Source organism: Paraburkholderia aromaticivorans, from assembly GCF_002278075.1.
GTDB lineage: Bacteria > Pseudomonadota > Gammaproteobacteria > Burkholderiales > Burkholderiaceae > Paraburkholderia > Paraburkholderia aromaticivorans.
In genome coordinates this window covers 1,243,055-1,263,589 of record NZ_CP022990.1, presented here as the reverse complement: position 1 = coordinate 1,263,589, position 20,535 = coordinate 1,243,055, and the positions used below count along the sequence as shown (strand labels likewise).

Below are 20,535 nucleotides of genomic sequence, written 5' to 3'. Positions count from 1 at the left end.
CAGTTCGTGCACAGCCAATCGTTTTTCTCGAATCACGTTGAATCGGACCGGGGTTATCCGCGCGAGAAATGCCGGACGTCATGCTGTTTCAGCGTGATGCGAGGTAATGACGATTGGGCGTTGAAGTTTCATTTTTAACAGTGAACAGAGAGTCACTCGTTATCCAGGCCGGTCTTCAAAGGCAAGTAGTTAGGATAATGAAATGAAAAAGCAAAGCGGGGACGTGCTGGCGCTGGGGACGCGTCGGGCAGTATTCGCAGTTGCTGTGAGTTTGTATGCGTCGATGGCGGGTGCGCAGACAAATCAGGCGGTGCCTGCGGCGCCGTCTGCCGGTCCGGCGAGGATCATGCTTGCGCAAGCGGTGCCGATTGATTGTTCGTCGTTCGACACACTTGGCTGCAAGCAGGATAGCGCGGGCGTATTGACGCCGGGTGGAGTTGGAATCGCCGTGGCCGCGGATGGGTTGGGATCGCTGTCGGCTGCGTGCTCGCAAAGCGGAGGCGGCAACGGGACTTCGTCGGCAGGGGCGGCTGCTGCCGGCAATAACGGCGGGAATGGCGGGAGCGGGGTGAGCGGCGGGAATGGTGCGGCTAACTCCGGCTCGGCGGGACTTGGTGCTGGGAGTACCGGTAGCGGTGGGAAGGGTGGCGCGGGGTCGACTGGTGGGGCTGGTGGCGGTGGGACTGGCAGTGGTGGAAGTGGCAGTGGTGGAAGTGGCAGTGGCGGAACAGGCGCAGGGGGTGACGGCGGAAATGGTGGCGGCGCTGGTGGCCATGGAGATGGTGGCCATGGAGATGGTGGCCACGGAGATGGTGGTCACGGTGACGGCGGCCATGGTGACGGTGGTCACGGCGACGGCGGCGGACCTATCCGCGATTTCGTGGGCGGGGCATATCATGAGGGATCAAGGTCATGGATATGCCGATGAAAAAGAAACGGACAGCAGCGTCTCAGGCAGCGGCCCGCGGGCCGCTGCCTGAACTGCCAGATGAGTTGATGGATCAACTGGTCAAAGGGCCTATGTCGCCCGGCGACGTTCAAGACCTGATGCTGGCATTCAACAAGGCCATCATCGAACGGGCGATGGGCGCCGAGATGAATCTGCATCTGGGTTACCCGTCCGGCCAGGTCAAGCCGCTCGGTCAGGTCAACGAACGCAACGGCGCCAGTGGCAAAACCGTCATGACCGACCGCGGCCCGGTTCGGGTCGAGATCCCACGCGACCGGGACGGCAGCTTCGAGCCGATCCTCATTCCCAAGCACGAGCGCCGTTTTACCGGCTTCGACGAGCGCATCATCGCGATGTACGCGCGTGGCATGAGTGTGCGTGAGATCCGCGCTTTTCTAGCCGAGAGCTACGGAACCGAGGTCTCGCCCGATTTCATCAGTTCGGTGACCGACGAAGTCATGGCCGAAGCCTTCGCCTGGCAAAGTCGTCCGCTCGAGACGATGTATCCGGTGGTGTTCTTCGACGCGCTGCGGGTCAAGATTCGCGACGGCGGCATGGTCAGCAATAAGGCCGTGTACCTGGCGCTGGGCATCCAGGCCGACGGCCAGCGCGACGTGCTGGGGCTCTGGATCGAGCAGACCGAAGGCGCGAAGTTCTGGCTCAAGGTGTTCAACGAACTCAAGACGCGCGGCTGTCAGGACATCCTGATCGCCGTGGTGGATGGTCTGAAGGGTTTGCCCGAGGCAATCGCTGCGGTCTACCCCCGTGCCACCGTGCAGACCTGCATCGTGCATTTGATCCGCAATAGCCTGGAATTTGCCAACTACAAGGACCGCAAAGCGCTCGCCCAAGCGTTGAGACCGATCTATGCTGCCGCCAGCGCAGAGGCCGCAGAGCAAGCGTTACGCGACTTCGCCGAAGGGCCATGGGGCGCCAAATACCCGATGATCGTCCAATGCTGGCAGCGTGCCTGGGAGCACGTCATACCGTTCTTCGTGTTCCCCCCGGACATTCGACGGGTGGTGTACACCACCAACGCCATTGAGAGTTTGAACATGCAACTGCGCAAGATCATCAAGACGCGAGGCCATTTCCCGAACGACGAGGCGGCCGTCAAGCTGCTCTGGCTCGCGCTACGCAACATGTTGGCGAAATCGGTGCGGAGCACCTTTGATTGGAAATCCGCGATGAACCAGTTTGCTATTCTGTTCGGTGAACGATTTACGCAGGCCCGTTGAGCACGAGGGTTTTTAACCGCCTCGCCCACGAAAATGCGGACAGGTCCACGGCGGCAAAGGCGGAAGCGGCCCCGGCGCGGGCAACTCCGGCAACGGCGGCCACGGCGACGCCGGCAAAGGCGGAAATGGCTCTGGCGCCGCCACTGGCGGCCCAGGCCGCGGTGGCGGCTTCGGCGCAGGCATGGCGGCGGCTACGGCGGGGGAGGCAACGGCGGCAGCCACTAACGCGGCGAGTTTCCCTCACCGCACGGAGGCCGGGAGCCCGGCCTCCATTTCAATCCCACGCGGAGCAAGCGAACGACCACCGCCCGCTCGCTCCGACTGGTTCCCTCCACGAGCCAACCGCTCAATAAACCAGAACCCGACGCCTCATCGCACCATCTCGATCACCTTCTCCTGCACCACCAGAAAGACCTTCTCCCCAGCCACGCGACCATCCTCACGCGCTCCCCCCGTAAAGCTCCCGAATGCGGGTAACACACCGCACTCCACCCCGAACCGGAAACACGGAACCCGTACCGAATCGCTACGCGTCGCAATCCTGTACACCGGATGCACGTGCCCCGCGAGCGCATACGCACCTTCTACCTTCCGCGGGTGATGACACAACGCCCACGGCCCGATTTGCCAGGGCTCCTGAACATACTCGACGCCGAGCGTCGCCGGCAACGCGCCTGCATGCCGGTCGTGATTTCCCTCGACCAGCACCACGCGCAGCCCGGCATGGCGCGCGCGCCAGACATGCAATGCTTCGAGCGTCTCCCTCACATGCGCCTCACGCGCGTGCAGCAGATCGCCGAGAAACACGAGCATGGCAGGCTCGAACTCGGCAATCAGTATGTCCAGGCGCATCAGATTGTCCGCAGTCGAACCGATCGGCACCGGAATGCCGCGCGCGCGAAACACCGCGTCCTTGCCGAAATGCGCATCGGCGACGAAAAGACAACGCAGCACCGGATCGAAAGCCGAGCGCAAGCTCGACAGCACAAGAGGATGTCCGGCAATCTCCGCCGTCAAAGACGCCGGTCTCATGTGCGGGCCGCCTTCTCGAGTTCGGCCAGCATCCGCTCGACGCGGTCCGCGAGCTTTTCCGTGCTGACCTTCTCCCGCAGGCGCCCGACGATCAACGGAAACGCAAACGGCGTTGGCTTTTTCGGGCGTGTGACGATCACGCGGCTCGCGTTCATGCGTTCGAGCGCGGTGCGAATGCGCCGGGCGTCGAGTTCCTGCAGAAGCACTTCGTCGTCGGCCTGATTGAGCAAAAGATTGCCGCGATCGTGAGTGCGAAAGATTTCATAGAAGAGGCCACTAGACGCCTGCAACTGCCGCGCGCTTTTCTGCTGCCCGGGATGCCCCTGAAACACCAGTCCCGACACACGCGCAATTTCGCGAAAGCGCCGCATGGAGAGTTCCGACGAATTCAGGCTCGCGAGAATGTCATGATCCAGTTCATCAGGCGAAAGCAAACCGCCTTCGAGCTTCTCCGCCCAATCGAATGGTTGCGCGGACAACAACTCGAAGCCGTAGTCGTTCATCGAAATAGAAAACGTGCCGGGCTTCTCGCGGGCGATGCGCCATGCGAGCAATGCGCCCAAACCGATATGCGCCGTGCGCCCTGCAAACGGATAGCAAAAGAAATGGTGTCCCTCGCGCGATTTCACCAACTCCACGACCAGTACGCCCGGTTCGGGCAATGCCGACCACTTCTGCTGTAATTCGAGCAGCGGCCGCACGGCGCGCATTTCCGGTTCGTCGTAGATGCCGGCCGCGGCGCGTGCGAGCATCGTCAGCGTGGCGTCGGCGAGTTCGGAGGACAGCGGCATGCGACTGCCCGCCCACTGCGGCATGGCGCCGCGTGACGATGTGGCCCGCCGCACCCACGCGGTCATATCCTGTACGCGGATCAATTCGAGTGCGCGCCCACCGAAAGTGAAGATATCGCCGGGTTTGAGCCGTGAAATAAACGACTCCTCGATCGCGCCGATCCGGCCGCCCGAGAGATAAGCGACATTCAAGGTGCCGTTCGCGACGATCGTGCCGATGTTGTTGCGATGCCGTCGCACCAGATCCTCGCGCGGCACGTGGTACAGCCCATCGCTCTCGCGCGCCACGCGATGGTAGTCGGGATAGGCGCGCAATGCCGTGCCGCCGCCTTCCACGAAACCGAGCGCCCAGTCGAACTCCGCCTGGGTGAGTTGCCGGTAGGCGTAGGTGCTGCGAATTTCGCCGTATAGTTCGCGCGCATCGAATCCACCGCCAATCGCCACGGTAACGAGATGCTGTACCAGCACGTCAAACGGTTTCTCAGGCGTTTCGCGGCCTTCTATCTGACGCCTCTCGACGGCTTCACGCGCGGCGGCGGCTTCGACCAGTTCGAGCGCGTGCGTCGGCACGATCGTGACGCGCGAAGGACGTCCCGGCGCATGACCCGAGCGGCCCGCACGCTGCATCAAACGCGCGACGCCCTTAGGCGAGCCGATCTGAAACACGCGCTCCACCGGCAGAAAATCGACGCCGAGATCGAGGCTGGATGTGCACACAACCACTTTCAGCAAGCCGCTCTTGAGGCCGTGCTCGACCCATTCGCGCACTTCCTGATCGAGTGAGCCATGATGCAGTGCGATCAGGCCAGCCCATTCGGGCCGCGCTTCGAGCAGTGCCTGATACCACACCTCGCATTGCGAGCGCGTGTTGGTAAATACGAGCGAGGTCCGGGCTTCACCGATCGCCTCGGCGACGGCGCCGACCTGGCGCATGCCCACATGGCCACCCCACGGGAACCGCTCGATGGTCTCGGGAATGACCGTATCGACAATCAGCGCTTTGGGCAGCGCACCCTGCACACTTGCGCGAGGCGTTTTCACGGGCGCGAGCAGGACATCGGCGGCGAAGGGCAGATTGCCGAGCGTGGCGGACAAGCCCCATACCTGCAATTGCGGCCGCCAATGCACGAGGCGCGCAAGCGCGAGTTGGGTCTGCGTGCCGCGCTTGTTGCCAAGCAACTCGTGCCATTCGTCGACGATGACCAGTCGCACGCGCGCAAGCACCTCGCGCGCGTCGGGCCGCGTAAGCATGAGGGAAAGACTCTCCGGCGTGGTGACCAGCGCCGATGGCATGCGCCGGTTCTGCCGCGCGCGTTCGGCGGACGACGTGTCGCCCGTGCGCAACCCGACGCTCCAGGGCACGGCCAATTCCGCCGCCGAACTTTGCAAGGCGCGCGCGGTGTCGGCGGCGAGCGCGCGCATCGGCGTGATCCACAGCACGGTGAGCGGCTCCGGCTGAGTGCGGGGCGCGCGGCTGCGAGCAGTTGGCGTTGCGGCGAAGGCCGCCAGCGCGCCGAACCAGACGGCCCAGGTTTTACCCGCGCCGGTGGTGGCATGCAGCAAACCGCTCGCGCCACGGCCGATTTCCTGCCAGACCTCTCGTTGAAACTCGAACGGCTGCCAGCGGCGCGCCTCGAACCACGCGCCGAGTTTGTCGGCGAAGGGCAGGCGCGCGGCACTTTCGTCGATGCCGAAAGGCAGCGGTTCGAAGACCGGCTCGCGCGCGTCGAGCCGCGCCTGCTGTTGCCGGCTGCGCGGAATCCGGCGCGGCCGGGGAGCGCGGCGACGCTCGGGCGGAGCAGAGGGAACTGCGCTCTCGTCGGAATCAGCCGGCTCGGTCATCAAAAGCGCTCATTTGCATGGGATTCACTTGTCGGCAACGGCTCAAAGGGGATTACTGTGTGGACCGATGAACCGGGCAGGTGGTTCACAACAGAAATCCTCTCGCTGGCGCGCACCGTGCCGCTTAGATCTGAAGGCCGACTTTCGGGTGGTCGTCTGCGCGCCAAGGCGCGGCGAGCACGGCCGCCGATCCGCAACTCGGCGATCGTGGGTTGCGCCGGATGCGATCCGTTACAATGAGGCGCACTACCCATCTGGAGACTCGCTTTGAAATCTATCGTTGCATTGGTCGCAGCAGCTCTTCTGTCTTCAACGGCGATGGCCGCCGCGCCCACCACCGAAAAACTGCCTTCCGGCGTCGTGGTTGAACACCTGACGCAGGGCACCGGCGCCCAACCTGCCGCTGAAGATGTCGTCAAGGTCAACTACCGCGGCACGCTGGCCAACGGTACCGAGTTCGACAGTTCGGCGAAACACGGCGGCCCGGCCACGTTCCCGCTGAACCGCGTGATTCCGTGCTGGACGCAAGGCGTGCAGAAAATGAAGGTGGGCGGCAAGGCCAAATTGACCTGCCCGGCGGCAACAGCTTACGGCGACCGCAGCGTTGGCGTGATTCCGCCGAACAGCGACCTGACGTTCGAGGTCGAACTGGTCGGTATCGTCAAGTAACCCGGCACGACGTGAACCGAGACTGAGCCCCGCTCCGAATATCGCAGCGGGGTTTTTCTTTTTCCGGGCATTGCGTCTGCCCACTGGCGAGTAAGCTGCGATGAATCGCAAAGACAATGCCGTACCCGTGACCACTATCGGCTTCACCGGCAAGACGGCGCAGGAGTTTTTCGATTTGCTGAAAAACGCAGAGGTGCGCACGCTGCTCGACATCCGCCTGAGCAACACGTCGCAACTTGCCGGCTTCGCGAAGAAGCAGGATCTGCCTTTCTTTCTCGACAAGTTGTGCGGCGCTGCTTACCAGGAATTGCCAGAACTGGCCCCGGAGCCCGACTTGTTCAAGCGCTACAAGGCCAAAGAAGTGACGTGGGACGATTTTGCGGCCGCTTATGTCGAGCTGATTGCGAAGCGCAGGGTGGAAAGCAATCTGGACGTCGATCTATTCCGTTCGGCTTGCCTGCTTTGCAGTGAACATTTACCACACCGCTGTCACCGGCGCCTCGCGCTCGAGTACTTGAATTCGCGTTGGAATGGCCGCCTCACTATTACGCACCTGTCGTAATCGTCGACCCGGTGGCGGCGCTTCTGAACATCAGGAGAAGTCCGGATCTCACTCGGACGGCGCGAAAAGCATCGAGATATAAACGATGGTAGACACGACGGTAATACCGACTCCAATGAAAACTTTGGTGCGGTTGAATTCCAGTCCGCCGTTAATGGCCACGCAGATCCCGACCACGGACGCCAACGTGCCGATCGTGGCCAGCACTACGTGGACCTTGCTGCGTATCAGCTTGCGGCGTTCAGGACTCGCGCCTTCTTTCCAGTTATCGAGTTTCACGGGAGTCGTCCTTTGAATTGGCGGGTAATGGCCTGGAGGTTGGCGTCCGGGCGTGGTGCGCCCGGCTTGCCTTTCGCATTACGAATGTTTCCATTGGCACAGAGCATAACCGAGTCGCTAGACCGTGCAAACAACAAACACGGGAAAATGCAGCGCCTGATTGTCACAAGTCTATTTACCGGCGCGATAGTGGCCGAAAACGCTGCTTCGGCATGGCCATGAAACAGGATGGCGCGAGTTTTTTAAAGTTTCATTGCGCCCGGTCATCTACTATCTACTCATGCGCCGATGCCATGCCCACCTCGCGGCGCAGTCAGAAAAGATCCCGTCGTCATTCGCCGCGCGTCAGGAGCGCCAGCCATGAATATCGACTTCCACTACGGTGTGGTTTATATCGCCGCGCGGGTGGCCGGAATGCCGGCCGGCGACGCGCTCACCGTAGCGCACGCCTGCCAGTACGTCGACGACGCGACCACCGCGGGCATACTCCGCTTTAAAGGCGGCGAAACTTTCGAACGCTTTGCCACGGCGCACAAGTTATTCGACTACGCCACCACGGAGGACGACAAGAACCGGCTCGTGTGGACACCCTTCCATTTTCTGCCGGCGGCCGAAGGCTCGACCTTGCACGAGAAAGCCGTGTGCCGGCCGGATAGCCCTGTTGCCCGCGAAGTGGTACGACGGGCGATTCTGCGGCGGGACACCGAGACCGGATTGCATCGATTGGGTGTGACGCTTCACACATACGTCGATACATGGGCGCATCAGGGGTTTGCCGGTATCGAAAGTCCGTGGAATCGGGTTCATCTGCTGGAAGCTCAAGATTGCACGCGCAAAGGCTGGCTGGCCAAACTCAAACTTGCCAGCGAGCATCTGATCGAGCATATCGAGGAGGATATTCTGACCGTCGCGCTACCCGTCGGACATGGCGCCGCGTTGCACTATCCCGACCAGCCGTGGGCGAAATGGCACTATATCGACGGTAGAAACGAGTTCGTCCAGCGCCACAACCTGCCGGAGTTCGTGCAGGCGGCAGACATGGCATGCCGCGCGGTGCGCGCCTATCTGGCGGGGCGGCAGGATTTCGAGAACGAGGCAGGGTTACCGGACAATGTCCGGGACGTGCTCACCGATCTGCTCGATACCAATCGTATCGAAGACGACAACGAGCGCTTGCGGCACATTTGCCGCGTCGTGAAAGCTGGACATATTCCGGGTTTGAAAGAGTCGATTCCGGACTATGTGCCCAAAGGGCCGGGCTCCTGGAAGTACCTGGCTACCGGTTTGAAGTTCGACGACGACACTGGAGACAAGCCGGTATGGACGGATACCTTTGAGAAAAGCGATTACCGGCTATTTCACGACGCGGTTAAGCAGCATCGCTTCGTGACCACGCAAGAGATTCTGCCGGCGTACGGATTACGGATTGCGTGAACGGGGCGGCGGCGCGCCCCTGACTCCCGGTTATTGCATTCTCGCTTGCTGACGTTGAGCGGTCTGTTCCTCCGCATGCTTTCTGGCGATGTGCCGCCCGACCAGACAGCCGCCGACTGCCCCGGCCACCGCGTGGTGGCCGGCATAGTGTCCCGCCACTCCGCCGACGAGCGCTCCCTTCATGCAGCCGGCCGCGTTTGCCGTGCCGACCGTTGCTGCGGTGAGTGCCACCGCGGCGAGGGCGGTCTTAATGTAATCAGCTTTCATCTGAACAGTACCGTGCTATTGAGGTGTTCTAACGTGGCGTTATTCGGCGTCATTTCAATAGCCATCCCAGCGGCGTTCACGCCACTCGTGTTCGCGCCAGTGCTCGCGGCGCCACTCGTGTTCCCGCCATTCACGGCGCTCGCGCCACTCGCGAGCGCGCCAGTCGCCATAACCGCCATAAACAACCGGGACCGGAGCGGGAGCACGCGCGACATAGACGGGCGGCGGTGCAACCACGGCCACAGGAACGCCGACTCCGACTGCCACATCCACATGCGCCGAAGCCGCCGACGACGCCGCGAGCACTGCCAGACCGAATACCGCGCCGATGATCTTCTTGTTCATTTGCCTTCTCCTTGCATATCGAAGTGCGATGCTTCCGATTGCCTCAGGTTTGCCCTTACGGATTACCGAGAGCTTTGCTGCTGAGTACGGTTCGGAGTGTAGAAGGACGGTCCTGACACAGGTGAAACAGCACTGCGAGATTGGTAACGCCGGATTACGGAGGAGCGGGCGAGCAAACCGGCTTGAATGACAAAAAAACTACCGCGGCTCTTTGAATCTGCAAATGCTTGCCTATAGTAGAAGCGGCTAATCCCGCGATGCACGGCGCCCAATCGGCCTGACGAAACGTTGTCGCCGACCCGGAATAGCTCCGATCGTAATAAAAGAGCAGGGAGAGAGTGACAAAAGAAAAGACACAGAAAGTATGGCAAGGAGTAGTGAACCGAAAAAGTTCGTACTCCACCGGATGCATGATCGACTCGGACTCGTGCATTTATCGCCACGCCGATCTGCCTTTCTCGCGTCATTCGTGGCATAGTTCGATCGATTACCACATAAGGAGCAATCAAATGCCCACGTTAGAGCAAATCCAGGCAAAGCTTAAAAAGCTTCAGGCACAAGCAGACGCCCTTATTGCCAGAAAAGCGCAAGTCGCAGTCGACCAGATTCGCGACCTGATGCTCAAACATGGCCTGACCACGGCGGATATCGAAGCCCGTGCAAAGGCAAGACGTGCCGCAAGCGGTTTGAACGGTCATGCGGGTAATGGCAAGGCGAAAGCCGCCCGGGCCGGCAAGGCAATCGCCAAGTACCGCGACCACAAAACCGGTGCGACCTGGACCGGCCATGGTCGCGCGCCGGGGTGGATTGCCGGCGTGAAAGACCGCACTCAATTCCTGATCGCAGGCGCGAGCGAACTGAAGACGGCGGCAAAGGCGGCTGTCACCCATGCGAAAGGCAGCAAAGGTCAGCCGAAAGGCGCGCAGCCGCCCAAGTACCTCAATCCGAAAACGGGTGCGACGTGGAGCGGCCGCGGCCCGGCGCCGGCATGGCTCGCCACGGTCAAGGACCGTACGAAATTCCTGATCGATAGCGCGGCGGCAACGGCGGCTGGTGCGGGTCACCAGGCTGCGAAGAAGGCCGGCAAAGTGAAGTCGGCGGCGGCTGGCGGCGCGGTGAGCAAGAAGGCTGCAGCAAGAAAGGTCGTGGCAAAGAAAGGCGCGGCCAAAAAGACGGTGGCCAGGAAAGCCACTGCGGCGGCCGGAAAAGTAGCGGCAAAGAAAGGCACGGCAAAGCCGGCCGCGAAGAAGAGTGCCGCACCCAAGGCGGCAAGGAAAGCGCCGGTGCGCAAGAGCGCGGCGAAAAGCAAAGCTGTCGCGACGAGTGAAGCGGCAGCGCCGCAAGCCTCGCCGGTGCAAGCCAGCGTATGAGCGCAATGGAGCCGTGAAGTAGATGACTAGTACGCTCGAATCATCCCGGCAGGAAGACCAGGTGGTCCTGCTGGACGGCGTTCCCCATCCGGCAGAAGATGCCGCCGAGCCGTTCATTGTTGCCAGTGCCCGCCGGGTCATTCTTTCTTATCCGATTGCGGAATCCGACTTTGAACGGTTCGGGCCATTCGATACCGACGACGATCCATTTTGCACGGTGCTATTTCCGGACACCCTATTTCACCGTCTGGGGCCGCCCGGAAATGGCGATCTCGAGATTCATCCGCTTGCCTCGCAAGGTCTGATCGGCTGCTCGGTTCACGAAGTCGCCAATTCGTCGCTTGTCGCGGAGCTTGCGGCGGTGGCATCGACGGAAGCTGCAAAGCGCCATTTCGTCATCACGTTCGATGAGTCCACGTTCGAATGTGTGGCGTCGGACTACACCGTGGTGGGTGTGTATGGCGCCGGTGAAATTGCCAGCCGGGAAGCGTTCTCGCTTGTCAGATAATCGGGGCTGGTAGCAAGGCGCGGGCCTGCAACGGGCACGCGCAATGCGTCCTGCGTTTGTCGTAAAGGCCGGGCCGAGGCCCGATCTGCTCAAACCGCAGGGCGCGCGCGCCGCGTCCCGCCGATTAGCATCGAGGGCACGCATGCTGGCAATTCCCATTACCGCGTTCGTCACGCTTGTCATCATATTGGTGATTGCCAATTTATCGAGTGGCGAGAAGACGATCGAGCATAAGATCGAACGCCTCTATGCGAGCGACGATCCACAATTTCTTCGTTCCATGGGCTTGTTGCTGGGGCCACCCGTAATCTCGGGCAATCGCTTCGAGATGCTGCTCAACGGCGACTGCATTTTTCCTTCGATGCTGAAAGCCATCCGCTCCGCGCAGCGAACCATCACGTTTGAAACCTTCATTTACTGGTCCGGCGAGATCGGCGAGCAGATTGCGCAGGCACTGGCGGATAAAGCGCGTGAAGGCGTCGCTGTGCATGTGCTGCTCGACTGGGTCGGGTCATCGAAAATGGACAAGCGCTATCTGGATTTGCTGCGCGACGCCGGCGCGGAGGTGATCCAGTATCACAAGCCTCATTGGACCGGACTTGGCCGCATGAACGATCGCACGCACCGCAAGCTACTGATCATCGACGGGCATATCGGTTTCACGGGCGGCGTGGGCATCGCCCCGGAGTGGACCGGTCATGCGGAGAATGAAAAGCACTGGCGCGATACGCATTTTCGCGTTGAGGGTCCGGTGGTCGGCCATATGCAGGCCGTATTCATGGACAACTGGGTCAAGGCAACCGGCAATGTGCTGCACGGTCCTGCCTATTTTCCCGATATCGCGCCAGTGGGCGACGGCCTCGCGCATATGTTCAGCAGTTCACCCTCCGGCGGCAGCGACGATATGCAATTGATGTATCTAATGGCGATCACGGCGGCCACACATTCCATTCATCTGGCGAGTGCCTATTTCGTCCCTGACAAGCTGACGATCAACGCTATCGTCGAAGCAGCGAAGCGCGGCGTGAAAGTGCGGATCATCATGCCGGGAAATCGGATCGACACCCATACCGTGCGCGAAGCGTCGCGCGCATGCTGGGGCGATCTACTCAAGGCGGGTGTGGAAATGTTCGAGTACCAACCGACCATGTTTCACTGCAAATTGCTGGTGGTGGACGAATACCTGGTGTCGGTTGGCTCGACCAATTTCGATAACCGTTCGTTCAAACTCAACGACGAAGCGAATCTGAACATTTATGACCGCGACTTTGCGAAGCAGCAAACCGCCGTTTTCGCCGACGATCTGAAGAAGTCGCAAAGGATCACGCTCGAAGCATGGATGCGTCGCCCGTTCACTGAAAAGCTGATCGAAAAGTTCGTGCCGCTGCTGGATACGCAGCTTTGACCAATCTTCTGGTTAATGATCCGCGCCGGAAAGATAGGCTTCGATGTTCGATAGGGAGGAGGGCGGGCCGCTCTCTGCTCCCATAGCGGGAAGCGGTGTCGCAAGAAGCGCTTTCGCACGGTAATATGCCTGAGCGAATCCGCGCAATTCCTGAGTCACCGGTCGATCTTCCAGGCGGCGTCGCAAAAGCGCTTGCGCGATGCTGCGGTCGATCAATGCGAGCTGGCTGTCGATATAGTTCAGGCATAGCTGTCGGCAATGCGCGGACATACCGGCCACGGCCAGTAACGCCGGCACGATGGAGATGGTCAGAAAGCCGCCGGGCGCAATCCGCGCCAATGCTGCGGGCGACTCGAACAGGTCTTTACGCAGCGATTCGAATACGGCATGGCCCCACACTTCTCGTTCTCTTTCGAGTTCACGGCGGCGGCGTGCCAGAGCATCCCTCGCATTCGCGTCTTTTATCTCGCCTTGCGCGATCATTAATGTGGCGTCGGTGCGTTCACCTTCCTGAATGCAATTGGCGCCAATGTACGAAGCGCTCTGATTGCGCCCGGCGAGGACCAGATGTTGAAGTTGGTCCGGCACGAGCGGATCGAGCGGCACCACTTCGCACGTTAGCGGCTTACCGGAAAGATGGATGGCACAGCGTCCATCCTCCGCTAGCGCGGGGCAACGTGCCAAAGACGGGTAGTCGTAGCCCTGCGACATGATGCTGAAGGTGTCGCCGGCGCGATAAAGCAGCGTGTGGGCGATCGAATCGAAGGCGGCGATATCGGCCGCGTCGAGCACGGTTTCGTGCCCCCAGGCGCGCACGCGGTCTCCTATACGCCTGCGGGGCACACGGCCGATCGCGAGGCAGCCGATGAACCGGCCGCGATGGCAGAACAACTCGGGCAGCGACATGGTGGGCGGACTGTTGCAACATTTGCCGCACCCCGTGCAGGCGAACGAGAAGGCGTTCACCACGGTCGGCGCACCGAGTCCTGATAGCGCGTCAGAATGAAATGCGCGACGTCGTTCGAATGGTAAGCCGCCACCAGTTGCGTGACCCAAGGCTGCGTGCAGTCGGCCTCGCGCACGGTCAACACGTTGGCGTAGGGCGAGCGGGCATCTTCGAGGCCGAGGCTGTCGCGCGCCGGGTAGAGACCCGCACGAGCCGCGTCGTCGCTGTCGATCACGGCGAAGGCCACATTGTTCAATGTGTCGAATAGACGAGTGCGCGGCACCTGGCGGATCTTCAGGTTCAGACGGTTGCTCGTGATGTCGGCGAGCGTCGCGTGCAAGCCGGCGATGTCCCTGAACGTCAGCAGCGTGAAGTTCTGCAGCAGGATCAACGCGCGCGCGGTGCCTTCGAGGTCGTCGGGAATCGCGATCGTCGCGCCTCGCTGCAACTGGCCGAGGTTCGCCAGTTTGCGCGAATATAAGGCAATGGGAAACGTCACGGTGGTGGCCACGCTCGTCAGCGCGTAACCATGCTGTTTGCGCTGGGCGTCCAGGCGCGGCTCGTCTTCGAAACTCGCCACGTCGATCTGCTTCGCGGCGAGCGCGGCGTCGATACGCTCGGGCTGGTCGAATACGACCACGTCGAGCGTGAGTCCGCGATCGGCGGCGACACGGCGTACTTCGTCCATGATCTGCGCGTGCGCGCCCGCCGTCACACCGACCTTGATGACTCGCGATGCGGCCGCCTGCGCGTGCTGAGCCATCGTCGCAGCCATGAGCAACACTGCCGTTGCAAACAGGCGCGGCTTCATGACGCGTCCCGCAACACTGTGCGAAAACCGATATGCGACGCCGGCAAGTCCGCCTCCTGCTGTTCGCGCGAGGCGGCCCGATAACGCACGCAATAGTCGCGCGAGCACAGGAACGAGCCGCCTTTGATGACCACCGGCGTGTCGTGCCTGCGGCTGAGCGGCGCGACCGCGGCGGTGTCGCCATTGGTGTGCGACTGGTGTGGACCGCTATAAACATCTTTGGTCCATTCCCACGCATTGCCGATCATGTCGTAAAGCTTGAAATCATTGGCGGCATAGCAGCCGACGGGCGCAAGACCGACATGGCCGTCCTCATTCGTATTGAGCACGGGAAACACGCCTTGCCAGTAATTGGCGCTCGGCTTGCCGTGTTCGTCGCGGGGCGCTGTATCGAGGTCCGCGCCTTCGCGGCCGGCTTTGCCCGCGTATTCCCACTCGGCCTCGGTCGGCAGATCGCGGCCGAGCCAGCTTGCGTAGGCCAGCGCATCGGCTTGCGTGACCATCGTCACCGGCTGGTTCATGCGGCCTTCGAGCGTGCTGCCGGGTCCTGTCGGATGATTCCACGCGGCGCCTTTCACCCACGTCCACCAGGCGAGCTCGCGTGCGTTCATCTCATCGCGTGTCGGGGTATGAAAGACCACGGCGCCGCCTTGTCGCTCCGAGTCACTGACATAGCCGGTGGCCTTGACGAATGCCGCAAACTGCGCATTCGTCACATCGGTCTGATCGATCCAGAAACCGGCAATACGCGTCTTGCCGTCGCCGGCGGGACGCTCGTCTTCGTAACCGAGCTTGCTGCCGAATACGAAGTCGCCGCCGTGCAGATGTACCATGCCGGCTTTCGGATCTTCGCGCCAGCGCGAGGGCAGGCCGGCGTAGCGCGCGCATTGCTGCTCGGAGCCGAGCGCGGCCAGCGGGCGCGACTTGTTGAGGTTGTCGAATGCGCTTTGTTGGGCGCCGCTAAAGACCGCCGAAGCGGCCGTCGCGGCGGTGAAAGCGGCGGCGAACGCGACCGTGGCGATCGCCGCGTAGACGCCGTAAAGCGCCGCGCTTTTCTTCAGCTTGAATCGGACGGTCATTGCGCGCTCAGTAGTAACCGCGCGGACGCAACGGCTCGACGCCGCCGACGCTGCTCATATAGTTGTTCCACTGCTGCACGAGACCGTCGATGACCGAGGGGTTCTGCGTCGACACGTCCTGCGTTTCGCCACGGTCGGTGCTCATGTCGAACAGTTGCCAGCGGCCGTCCACGGGGCCGAGCGGCGGTTCGGTCCACAACGCTTTCCAGCGGCCGTCGGCGCTGCGCAGATAACCGCGGCCATAAGCTTCGTCGCCGAACGAAGCGGCGTGCACCGCGCTTGTGGCCTGATCGTTCAGCAGCGGCAGCAGCGATTGTCCGGTAATCGGATACACGTAGCGGTTGTTATAGACCACCTTGCCCTTGTTCTGGTCGACGCCTGTCAGCGTATTGACGAGCGGCGGCGCGGCCTGCGTGGGCGGCGCAAGCTGGGCGACGGCGAGGAACGTCGCGGTGTTGTCGGTCACGTGCGTGAAATCGCGCAGCGTCGGCTTCTGCGTGGTCTGACCCGGCAGATGCACGATCAACGGCGTGGAGACGCCGCCTTCGCCCGAATAACCCTTGGTCAGCCGGAACGGCGTGGCGCTCACTTCGGCCCAGCGCAGACCGTATTGCAGACGTTGCGCGTTCTGCTTGCCGTTGTCGGTGCCGAGTGCCGAATAGATCGGCTCGGCGGCGTTGGCGGTGTCGGTCGCGGTCGGATCGGCGCCGGAGTCGATCGGCCAGCCTTCCGAGCCGTTATCCGACTGGAACATGATGAACGTGTTGTCGTACTCGCCGATATCCTTCAGATGCTGGATCAGCAGACCGATGTTGTGGTCGAGGTTTTCGACCATGCCCGCGTAGATTTCCATATAACGCGCCTGGGCCTTCTTCTCGGCGGGCGAGAGGCTCGCCCACGTTTTGTTCACGGTGCCCGGGCCATAGTCGGTATAGCCTTGCGCGGCGCTATGCACGGCGCTCACGTACTTCGCGTTCACCGTGCCGTTGTTCGCGGTGGCCGCGGTCGCGACGAGCGTTTCCGATGCGCCGCCGTACGGCACGAAGTCGTTCGGAATGATGCCGAGCGCTTTTTGCCGCGCAATGCGTGCGTTGCGGATCGCATCGTAACCGGCGTCGTATTTGCCGGCGTAGTTGTGCAGATAAGGTTCGGGGACCTGCAGCGGCCAGTGTGGCGACGTGTAGGCCGCGTAGGCGAAGAACGGCTTGCCGTCGCCCTTGTTCGAGTCGATGTACGAGATCAGGCGCCGCGTGTAGAAGTCGGTCGAATAGAACACCGCGGGGCTACCGCCCGCGCCGCCCGGTTGTCCAGGTTGACCGGGCTGCACGTATTTGCCGTCCTCGGTGTAGTTCTGCGAGTTCGCCGGTTCGTGCGCGAAGTGATTGGTCGCGGCACCGCCGAGCAGCGCGTAGCTGTGCTCGAAGCCCCATTGGTCAGGCGTCTGTCCGCCACCGGTGGTGCTGCCGACAATGCCCGAACCGATATGCCATTTGCCGGCCATATACGTGTGATAACCGCCGTCCTTCAGCAATTGCGCAACGGACAGCGCGCGGTCGTTCAGATAGCCCTCGTAACCCGGCAGCCCTTTGCGCTCGTCCGTCGGCACACCCATGGTGCCTTCGCCGACCAGATGGTGGTCGGTGCCGGAGATCAGCATGGACCGCGTGATCGCGCAGACGGTGCCCGTATGGTGATTCGTCAGGATGCGGCCCGATTGCACGAGCGCGTCGAGGTTGGGCGTATTGATTTCGCCGCCGAACGCGTGGATGTCGGAATAGCCGAGGTCGTCGGCCATGATGTACAGAATGTTCGGTCGTTTTTGCGCGACAACAGGTGTGGGCGTCGGGCCAGGCAGGTTGTCGTCGCCGCAGGATGCGAGGACGACGAGGCTGGCCACGGCGGCGCCGATCAGGCGAGGGCGAAGAGAGGGGCGCTGCGATCGTCGTATTGTCATTGTTGTGCTGACCGGATATATCGGGTCGCCGATAGTAGCAACGACGTAGAAACGGACAAAGTTCGATTTCTGCGTTGCTATGTTCGATTGCCGATATAGGCGTTGCAGCGTGAGACCGGATATCACGCGCACGCCGCTATCGCCCGTCGACTGATCTGGTTAGTTGCCAGGATCGAGCACCGGCTTGTCGGGGTCTGCAAGCGTTTTGTAGGGAGGACGTGCGGCGTGCGGGTCGTTCGTCGTGTCATCGATCACACGCTCGACATCCGCGGTTTTTGCGAGTTCGCTGAGGAAGGCCGGCTTGTCGAAACCTGGTGCAACGCAGCCTTGCACGTAGATGAAGCGGCGTTGCAGTGTCAGCCAGAGGGTCGACTGTTCGCGCCAGTGCGTGGAGAACTCGATGTTGGCGAGGCGCCGCTGCACGGCGTCGGCGATTTCCGCGTCGTACAGATACGCATTGGACAGACGGCAGCGGCCTTCCACCCAGCAGCTATTGCCGCGTTCGATCCGGTAGTGGCTGTCGTCCAGCCACTCCCGCTCGGTTTCGAGTGGGCCCAACGGCACAGGGCACTCGCTGATTGCGTGAGAGATCTGCAAGAACGGGTCGTGGCCACGATTCAGACGCGCAGGTTCGGCGTGCGAATGAGTGGCCGGGAAACAGATCAGCAGACTCGCTAGCCTCAGCCATCGGATCGAGCGTTTCATCGTCGTCAGCTCCAGTGTTCGGGCGTTGAGTGGATTAAACGGTACGACGGTAATACTTTGAATGGGGGCAGTGCCGATCAGGCGGCGCTTTGCCGGTCGGCGTCAGTCAGATCTTTACCGGCTGGTGCGCCGGTTCTCAACCGCGAACTTGATCAACTCCGCCTGACCTTCAATATCGAGCTTGCGTTTCAGATTCAGCCGGTGCGTTTCCACCGTGCGCACGGAGAGATCGTTGCGTTGAGCGATCTGCTTGCTCGACAAGCCTTCCGCGAGCGCATCGAGAATATCGCGCTCGCGCGGCGTGAGCCGTTCGACGGGCGACTGCATCGCCGAGGCCTGAATCAGGCGTGCCCCGAGCCCCGCGCTAAAAAACTGCTTGCCTTCGAGCACCGCGCCGATTGCCTGGATGATCTCGGTGGCAGGCGAGTCCTTCAGCACGTAGCCGCTCGCGCCAGCACGGACTGCCTGGGTCACGTACTCGAGATTGTCGTGCATCGACAGCATGAGCACGCGAATCGCCGGAAAGCGTTCGTGAAACATGCCGGCCAGCGCGATGCCGTTCATCCCGTTCATGCCGACGTCCATCAGCACGAGATGAGGCTCCGCGCTCGCGGCGAGTGCGAGCGCTTCCTGTGCATTGCCGGCTTCGCCGACGACTTCGAGGTTGCGCACCGCTTCGAGCCGCGCGCGCAGACCGTCGCGCACGAGCGGATGATCGTCGACGAGAATCAGACGGGCGATAGCGGGCGAGGTGTCGTTCATGGTCAGGTTTCCTGCAAGGCCGGCAATGTCGGCTCGGTCGAGCCCAGCGGCACGCGTGCGGTGACGAGGGTGTGGCCGGCCTGTGAACTGAGCGACAGCGTGCCGCCCAGTGCTTCGAGCCGTTCGCGCATATTGCGCAGCCCCACGCCCGAGCGCCGGCCGACGAAGGCATGCGCCACGTCGAAGCCGCGCCCGTTGTCCGTGATGCTCAGCGTGACGGCGTCGCGCGACACCTCCAGGGTCAGCGCGGCGCTCGAGGCCTGCGCATGCCGCACGATATTCGTCAGGGCTTCCTGGGCGATCCGGAACAGCACGGTATTGACCGTGTCCGGCAAAACCGCGGCGTGGGTGTGCGCGATCTGCGTGAAGCCGATCTCGATGCCGGACTGCTCGCTGAGTTCGCGCGAGAGCTGTTCCAGCGCGGCTGCGGCGCCGAGGTCGTCCAGCATCGACGGACGCAGTGCGTGAGAAATGCGCCGCACTTCGCGCAAGGTGTCGCCGAGCCGCGTGAGGCTGGTGGTGAGCGCGGCTTCGGCCGCGGGTACGCGCACTTCGCTGCGTTCGAAGCGCGCCAGCGCGGATTCGAGCAGCAGCTTGACGGAGACCATCATCTGGCTGATGCCGTCGTGCAGCTCGCGCGACAGACGCGCCCGTTCGTTTTCCTGCGACTCCACCACCTGCTGCGCGAGCCGCTTCAGCTTGGCGTCCGCGCTGCGATATTCGGTGACGTTGAGCACGAGCGCGCACAGCGCGATCACGGCGAGTCCGGCCACGGCGATCGCGTCGATCCATTTCATCGTACGATCGATGTTGGCGGCCGCGCCTTCGTCGATATGCGCGAGCGTGCTGTCCACGTCGTCGAGATAAATGCCGGTGCCGATCATCCAGCCCCAGCGTTCCAGCGGCACCACGTAGCCGAGTTTCGACGCCACTTTGCCCGTCGACGGACGATGCCACAGGTAGCGCACATAGCCGCCGCCGCGCGAGGCCGCGGCGAGCAACTGCTGGATGGTCAGCGCGCCTTGCCGGTCGCGCAGCGCCCAAAGGTCGCGCCCCACGAGGTCGGGCTCGCGCGGATGCATCAACGAACGGCCGTGCATGTCATACACGAAGAAGTAGCCGTCCTTGCCGAAGTCCATCTTCTCGAGGATCTCGAGCGCGCGCGTGCGCAGCATCGCGTCGTCACGCGCGTTCTCCTGGCCGGCGTTGTAGAGCGGCGCGATCGCGGTGGTGGCGAGCTCCACGTAGTGCTTGAGCTCGATTTCCTTGCTGGCCATGTACGCGGCCTGGGTGGTCGCGTGCTGAGTCTCGGCCAGCGCCGTGGCTTCCTGACGCACGCCGATTTCGATGCTGGCGATGGCGGCCAGAAAGGGCACGATCGCCAGCAGGACAATCTTTGCTTTGAGTTTCATCGTTGAAAAGACGGCCGACGGGCTACGTATTATTACGTAGCCGGCTTACGTAGTTGCGCGCTTGTAAGGACGCTTACGAAGGCGAATACTACATCCCCGCAGCGTAATGCGCCTTGCGGGCGGTTGCGCCTGCCGCTGCGCGCATGGCGCGACGCAAAGAGCGCATGCCGGTTTT

At 62.2% G+C, this 20,535-nt stretch carries 20 protein-coding genes; 8 read left to right on the top strand and 12 right to left on the bottom strand.

Translation table 11 applies throughout. From position 1 onward, the window contains the following. Positions 1-671 precede the first annotated feature (671 nt). A complete protein-coding gene (locus tag CJU94_RS42300; RefSeq protein WP_157763807.1) occupies positions 672-980 on the top strand; it encodes a hypothetical protein in 309 nt (102 codons plus the stop codon). Next, the gene (locus CJU94_RS25390) at positions 919-2,187 is read left to right on the top strand and encodes an IS256 family transposase (RefSeq protein ID WP_425272189.1); all 1,269 of its coding nucleotides are present in this window, start codon (positions 919-921) and stop codon (positions 2,185-2,187) included. The genes CJU94_RS42300 and CJU94_RS25390 overlap by 62 nt, the downstream gene beginning before the upstream one ends. Before the next feature lie 369 nt (positions 2,188-2,556). Here CJU94_RS25390 and pdeM read toward each other — a convergent pair whose 3' ends face one another. Both pdeM and CJU94_RS25380 read right to left on the bottom strand, forming a co-directional pair. Beyond that, complete coding sequence (pdeM, locus tag CJU94_RS25385) at positions 2,557-3,219, bottom strand: ligase-associated DNA damage response endonuclease PdeM (RefSeq protein WP_095421402.1); 663 nt, start codon at positions 3,217-3,219, stop codon at positions 2,557-2,559. Then, a complete protein-coding gene (locus CJU94_RS25380) occupies positions 3,216-5,852 on the bottom strand; it encodes a ligase-associated DNA damage response DEXH box helicase (protein WP_095421401.1) in 2,637 nt (878 codons plus the stop codon). The genes pdeM and CJU94_RS25380 overlap by 4 nt, the downstream gene beginning before the upstream one ends. Before the next feature lie 267 nt (positions 5,853-6,119). On the opposite strand from CJU94_RS25380, the gene CJU94_RS25375 reads away from it, so the two are divergent. Both CJU94_RS25375 and CJU94_RS25370 read left to right on the top strand, forming a co-directional pair. Next, on the top strand, positions 6,120-6,521 hold the full coding sequence (locus CJU94_RS25375) for an FKBP-type peptidyl-prolyl cis-trans isomerase (protein ID WP_035516750.1): 402 nt from the start codon (positions 6,120-6,122) through the stop codon (positions 6,519-6,521). Between the two features lie 100 nt (positions 6,522-6,621). Continuing rightward, entirely contained in the window at positions 6,622-7,083 is a 462-nt protein-coding gene (locus CJU94_RS25370; protein ID WP_095421400.1) for a DUF488 domain-containing protein, read from the top strand. Positions 7,084-7,131: 48 nt separating this feature from the next. On the opposite strand, the gene CJU94_RS25365 is transcribed toward CJU94_RS25370, so the two are convergent. Further along, positions 7,132-7,362 carry a DUF2964 family protein gene (locus CJU94_RS25365; protein WP_095421399.1) on the bottom strand — a complete coding sequence of 77 codons (231 nt, stop codon included), beginning with the start codon at positions 7,360-7,362 and terminating at the stop codon, positions 7,132-7,134. A 360-nt stretch (positions 7,363-7,722) separates the two neighbouring features. On the opposite strand from CJU94_RS25365, the gene CJU94_RS25360 reads away from it, so the two are divergent. Beyond that, positions 7,723-8,796 (top strand): DUF6765 family protein, encoded by a 1,074-nt coding sequence (locus tag CJU94_RS25360; protein ID WP_095421398.1) that lies wholly within the window; start codon positions 7,723-7,725, stop codon positions 8,794-8,796. A 30-nt stretch (positions 8,797-8,826) separates the two neighbouring features. On the opposite strand, the gene CJU94_RS25355 is transcribed toward CJU94_RS25360, so the two are convergent. Next, positions 8,827-9,063 carry a hypothetical protein gene (locus tag CJU94_RS25355; protein WP_095421397.1) on the bottom strand — a complete coding sequence of 79 codons (237 nt, stop codon included), beginning with the start codon at positions 9,061-9,063 and terminating at the stop codon, positions 8,827-8,829. Between the two features lie 54 nt (positions 9,064-9,117). Then, positions 9,118-9,408, bottom strand: coding sequence for a hypothetical protein (locus CJU94_RS25350; RefSeq protein ID WP_095421396.1), 291 nt, complete (start codon positions 9,406-9,408; stop codon positions 9,118-9,120). A gap of 509 nt (positions 9,409-9,917) precedes the next feature. On the opposite strand from CJU94_RS25350, the gene CJU94_RS25345 reads away from it, so the two are divergent. The 3 genes from CJU94_RS25345 (at position 9,918) to cls (ending at position 12,691) form a co-directional block, all read left to right on the top strand. Continuing rightward, positions 9,918-10,778 (top strand): H-NS family nucleoid-associated regulatory protein, encoded by an 861-nt coding sequence (locus CJU94_RS25345; RefSeq protein WP_095422787.1) that lies wholly within the window; start codon positions 9,918-9,920, stop codon positions 10,776-10,778. A 22-nt stretch (positions 10,779-10,800) separates the two neighbouring features. Then, positions 10,801-11,286 carry a hypothetical protein gene (locus tag CJU94_RS25340; protein ID WP_095421395.1) on the top strand — a complete coding sequence of 162 codons (486 nt, stop codon included), beginning with the start codon at positions 10,801-10,803 and terminating at the stop codon, positions 11,284-11,286. Positions 11,287-11,428: 142 nt separating this feature from the next. Further along, entirely contained in the window at positions 11,429-12,691 is a 1,263-nt protein-coding gene (cls, locus tag CJU94_RS25335) for a cardiolipin synthase (protein ID WP_095421394.1), read from the top strand. Between the two features lie 12 nt (positions 12,692-12,703). Here cls and CJU94_RS25330 read toward each other — a convergent pair whose 3' ends face one another. The 7 genes from CJU94_RS25330 to CJU94_RS25300 all read right to left on the bottom strand — a co-directional run bounded on the left by CJU94_RS25330 (position 12,704) and on the right by CJU94_RS25300 (position 20,360). Next, entirely contained in the window at positions 12,704-13,660 is a 957-nt protein-coding gene (locus CJU94_RS25330) for a hypothetical protein (protein ID WP_425272226.1), read from the bottom strand. Continuing rightward, entirely contained in the window at positions 13,654-14,448 is a 795-nt protein-coding gene (locus CJU94_RS25325) for a MetQ/NlpA family lipoprotein (RefSeq protein WP_095421393.1), read from the bottom strand. The genes CJU94_RS25330 and CJU94_RS25325 overlap by 7 nt, the downstream gene beginning before the upstream one ends. Further along, positions 14,445-15,527 carry a formylglycine-generating enzyme family protein gene (locus CJU94_RS25320; protein WP_095421392.1) on the bottom strand — a complete coding sequence of 361 codons (1,083 nt, stop codon included), beginning with the start codon at positions 15,525-15,527 and terminating at the stop codon, positions 14,445-14,447. The genes CJU94_RS25325 and CJU94_RS25320 overlap by 4 nt, the downstream gene beginning before the upstream one ends. A 7-nt stretch (positions 15,528-15,534) precedes the next feature. Next, positions 15,535-17,481, bottom strand: a complete 1,947-nt coding sequence (locus CJU94_RS25315; protein ID WP_095421391.1) for an arylsulfatase — start codon at positions 17,479-17,481, stop codon at positions 15,535-15,537. A 159-nt stretch (positions 17,482-17,640) separates the two neighbouring features. Next, positions 17,641-18,186 (bottom strand): hypothetical protein, encoded by a 546-nt coding sequence (locus CJU94_RS25310; RefSeq protein ID WP_095421390.1) that lies wholly within the window; start codon positions 18,184-18,186, stop codon positions 17,641-17,643. A gap of 114 nt (positions 18,187-18,300) precedes the next feature. After that, positions 18,301-18,948, bottom strand: a complete 648-nt coding sequence (locus CJU94_RS25305) for a response regulator (RefSeq protein ID WP_095421389.1) — start codon at positions 18,946-18,948, stop codon at positions 18,301-18,303. A gap of 2 nt (positions 18,949-18,950) precedes the next feature. Continuing rightward, complete coding sequence (locus CJU94_RS25300) at positions 18,951-20,360, bottom strand: cache domain-containing protein (RefSeq protein ID WP_095421388.1); 1,410 nt, start codon at positions 20,358-20,360, stop codon at positions 18,951-18,953. Between the last annotated feature and the right edge of the window lie 175 nt (positions 20,361-20,535).

What these genes read in the sequence shown, in the direction of transcription:
- CJU94_RS25310 (WP_095421390.1), bottom strand. Translation starts at nt 18,186, where the DNA reads ATGAAACGCTCGATCCGATGGCTGAGGCTAGCGAGTCTGCTGATCTGT.
- CJU94_RS25305 (WP_095421389.1), bottom strand. Translation starts at nt 18,948, where the DNA reads ATGAACGACACCTCGCCCGCTATCGCCCGTCTGATTCTCGTCGACGAT.
- CJU94_RS25390 (WP_425272189.1), top strand. Translation starts at nt 919, where the DNA reads ATGCCGATGAAAAAGAAACGGACAGCAGCGTCTCAGGCAGCGGCCCGC.
- cls (WP_095421394.1), top strand. Translation starts at nt 11,429, where the DNA reads ATGCTGGCAATTCCCATTACCGCGTTCGTCACGCTTGTCATCATATTG.
- CJU94_RS25320 (WP_095421392.1), bottom strand. Translation starts at nt 15,527, where the DNA reads ATGACCGTCCGATTCAAGCTGAAGAAAAGCGCGGCGCTTTACGGCGTC.
- CJU94_RS25380 (WP_095421401.1), bottom strand. Translation starts at nt 5,852, where the DNA reads ATGACCGAGCCGGCTGATTCCGACGAGAGCGCAGTTCCCTCTGCTCCG.
- CJU94_RS25350 (WP_095421396.1), bottom strand. Translation starts at nt 9,408, where the DNA reads ATGAACAAGAAGATCATCGGCGCGGTATTCGGTCTGGCAGTGCTCGCG.
- CJU94_RS25355 (WP_095421397.1), bottom strand. Translation starts at nt 9,063, where the DNA reads ATGAAAGCTGATTACATTAAGACCGCCCTCGCCGCGGTGGCACTCACC.
- CJU94_RS25300 (WP_095421388.1), bottom strand. Translation starts at nt 20,360, where the DNA reads ATGAAACTCAAAGCAAAGATTGTCCTGCTGGCGATCGTGCCCTTTCTG.
- CJU94_RS25370 (WP_095421400.1), top strand. Translation starts at nt 6,622, where the DNA reads ATGAATCGCAAAGACAATGCCGTACCCGTGACCACTATCGGCTTCACC.
- CJU94_RS25315 (WP_095421391.1), bottom strand. Translation starts at nt 17,481, where the DNA reads ATGACAATACGACGATCGCAGCGCCCCTCTCTTCGCCCTCGCCTGATC.
- CJU94_RS25340 (WP_095421395.1), top strand. Translation starts at nt 10,801, where the DNA reads ATGACTAGTACGCTCGAATCATCCCGGCAGGAAGACCAGGTGGTCCTG.
- CJU94_RS25325 (WP_095421393.1), bottom strand. Translation starts at nt 14,448, where the DNA reads ATGAAGCCGCGCCTGTTTGCAACGGCAGTGTTGCTCATGGCTGCGACG.
- pdeM (WP_095421402.1), bottom strand. Translation starts at nt 3,219, where the DNA reads ATGAGACCGGCGTCTTTGACGGCGGAGATTGCCGGACATCCTCTTGTG.
- CJU94_RS25345 (WP_095422787.1), top strand. Translation starts at nt 9,918, where the DNA reads ATGCCCACGTTAGAGCAAATCCAGGCAAAGCTTAAAAAGCTTCAGGCA.
- CJU94_RS25360 (WP_095421398.1), top strand. Translation starts at nt 7,723, where the DNA reads ATGAATATCGACTTCCACTACGGTGTGGTTTATATCGCCGCGCGGGTG.